Genomic DNA, 2601 nt, shown 5'->3' on the forward strand with positions numbered 1-2601 from the left:
GATAGCCACGCGGTATGAAAAGCTTGAACGAAATTATCATTCAATGCTCGCTTTAGCATTTACTATGATGTGGCTACCAATGTGGGCTGATTGATATATGTACTACAAAGATCAACAGCCCCTAATGTCATGATTAAAGTTGATTTTATGGTTGGACGATGAAAACAATAGGCAAGTTGGCTAAAGAACTTGATATAGGCGTAGAAACTATACGGTTTTATGAGCGGGAAGGCTTGATAAAACAGCCTCAAAAACCTCAAAATGGTTATCGTGTCTATGACGACTCAATCACCAAACAATTACAATTCATCTGTAAGGCCAAAGCACTTGGCTTTACTCTAAAAGAAGTGGCTTCATTGATGTCAATGGATGGCGATTGTGCCAAAGTAGAATCCCTAGGCTTGCTGAAATTGAACGTAATTCAAAATAAGATAGCTGACCTTCAACGCTTAGAAGTCGTCATAAAAGAAATGACTAATTCATGCCGCAACAATAACGATCAATCCCACTGCCCAATAATCGATTCGCTAAAATAGTATTGACTCCGTACCTACCTACGGAGTTCATACTCAAATCATTCAAATAATGTTAGACGTTAAAAATGATTAATAAGATTTTAGATAAAGTTAGCTCAGGTGGTGTTTGGCTTGCGGCTCTTAGTTGTACGGGGTGCTTCCCCGCACTCGGCTCGTTAGCATCAGCATTAGGATTAGGCTTTCTCTCTCACTTTGAGGGAATTGCTGTAAATACCTTGTTACCTATATTTGCAACTCTGGCATTGTTGGTAAATTTGTATAACTGGTATAAAAACCAAAATCATGCGAGAGGTATTCTTGGGGTTATTGGCCCTATAGCGGTTTTGTTAACCCTCTATCCACTATGGCAATACGAATGGAGCACTTATTTGTTTTATGTAGGTATTTGTTTGATGATTGTAATGTCCGTATTAGACATTGTTAAACCTTTGAAGGAGCAAACATGCAAAGTATAGAGTTAAATTCTACCATTACTTGCCCTGAGTGTGGCTTCAGTAAAACTGAAGAAATGCCAACCAACGCTTGCCAGTGGTATTATGAATGTGAATCTTGCAAAGTTCTCCTAAAGCCTTTGAAAGGCGATTGTTGTGTATATTGCTCTTATGGAACAGTGAAATGCCCGCCAATTCAAGAAGGTCAAAGTTGTTGCGATAGCTAAATGACAGTCTATTAATGGCAATGAGAAGGCATAAAAAGAAATAGTGAAATGTCAGCAATCGTATCATTGCAGCCTTTATCACTAAGTCACTCAAGGGCTGCTTTTGGCACAGACTGTGTGAAAACTCTGATCACCTTTTGGTCTAAGTATCTGCTGCTTATGATCGATTAATCTATACATTTAGTTCACTTAATATACTGATATTTATATAATAAGACTATTGATTCAGTCGAGGGTTGAGGCAATATGTCAAAGTTTATAAGCGGTGAAGATCGTAACCAATCAACGTTATTTCCAGAATCGTTGGAAGACTACGTCAGTGAAGATAATACGGTCAGAGTAATTGATGTTTTCATTGAGGAACTAAATCTAGCTGAATTGGGGTTTAAAGGATTAACTTTAAAGTCCACAGGCCGCCCTAAGTATCATCCAGCCACATTATTAAAACTGTATCTTTATGGTTACCTCAACCGTATTCAATCATCCCGCCGATTAGAAACCGAATGCCAACGCAATATTGAACTGATGTGGCTACTTGGTAAGTTGGCACCCGACTTTAAAACGATTGCTGATTTTAGAAAAGACAACGGAGATGGTATAAAAAATGTGTGCAAAACGTTTGTTGAAGTCTGTCGTCGCCTGAATATGTTTGAGAAACCCGTTGTTGCCATCGATGGTAGTAAGTTTAAAGCTAGCAACAACAAAGGCAATAATTTTACGCCAAGCAAAGTTAAATTTCACATCGACCGAGTCGAAAAGAACATTGAACGTTATCTTGAATTACTTGATGAAGCCGATAAAGAGCAAGCTAACGTCACAAAAATTAAAGCCACAAAAGAGAGACTAGCTGACTTTCGCAGCCAGTTAAAAAAACTATACGAGATTAAAGAACAAGTTGAAGCTCATCCTGATAAGCAAATATCCACTACTGATCCTGATTCACGTTTAATGAAAACTCAAGGTTTTACAAGAGTTGTGAGTTATAACGTACAAAGTGCGGTTGATACCAAGCATCACCTCATAGTGGCGCATGACGTGACCAACGTGCCAGATAGAGGCCAGCTTGCGTCAATGACGAAACTCGCACAAGAAGCATTGCGCAAGAAAGATATACGGGTATTAGCAGATAAAGGTTACTTCAGTCAGCCTGATATAAAAGATACTATCGATTTGGGTGCAGAGCCAATCATGCCCAAGACGGATACATCGTCCTCTGAAAAGAAAGGGATATTTAACCGCTCACTTTTCAAATACGATGCAAATAAAGATATTTACTTATGCCCGCTGGTAATGAACTTCAAAATCGAATGCAGGTATTTGAGCAAGGTAAATACCTTGATGTTTACTTCAATCACATTGCTTGTCGAGATTGTAAAATAAGAAGTCAGTGCACTAACTCTAAAAAAG

3 protein-coding genes and 2 pseudogenes are annotated in these 2601 nt (G+C 38.5%); all 5 read left to right on the forward strand.

Features of this window, described 5'->3' with window-relative positions; all coding sequences use genetic code 11:
- Positions 1–94, forward strand: a pseudogene (locus PSI06_RS20760) (IS5/IS1182 family transposase); the annotation flags it as partial.
- A gap of 64 nt (positions 95–158) precedes the next feature.
- Positions 159–536, forward strand: a complete 378-nt coding sequence (locus PSI06_RS20765) for a MerR family transcriptional regulator (protein ID WP_010557530.1) — start codon at positions 159–161, stop codon at positions 534–536.
- 65 nt (positions 537–601) lie between these two features.
- A complete protein-coding gene (gene merC, locus PSI06_RS20770) occupies positions 602–991 on the forward strand; it encodes an organomercurial transporter MerC (protein ID WP_024601094.1) in 390 nt (129 codons plus the stop codon).
- Complete coding sequence (locus tag PSI06_RS20775; RefSeq protein ID WP_076916053.1) at positions 979–1194, forward strand: GDCCVxC domain-containing (seleno)protein; 216 nt, start codon at positions 979–981, stop codon at positions 1192–1194. The genes merC and PSI06_RS20775 overlap by 13 nt, the downstream gene beginning before the upstream one ends.
- Before the next feature lie 246 nt (positions 1195–1440).
- Positions 1441–2601 (forward strand): annotated as a pseudogene (locus tag PSI06_RS20780) (IS1182 family transposase); the annotation flags it as partial.

Origin of the sequence: Pseudoalteromonas sp. GABNS16E, from assembly GCF_028598715.1 — a bacterium.
Lineage (GTDB): Bacteria > Pseudomonadota > Gammaproteobacteria > Enterobacterales > Alteromonadaceae > Pseudoalteromonas > Pseudoalteromonas atlantica.

Excerpts from the sequence above, each read along its gene's own strand:
- PSI06_RS20765 (WP_010557530.1), top strand. The coding sequence starts at position 159 with ATGAAAACAATAGGCAAGTTGGCTAAAGAACTTGATATAGGCGTAGAA.
- merC (WP_024601094.1), top strand. The coding sequence starts at position 602 with ATGATTAATAAGATTTTAGATAAAGTTAGCTCAGGTGGTGTTTGGCTT.
- PSI06_RS20775 (WP_076916053.1), top strand. The coding sequence starts at position 979 with ATGCAAAGTATAGAGTTAAATTCTACCATTACTTGCCCTGAGTGTGGC.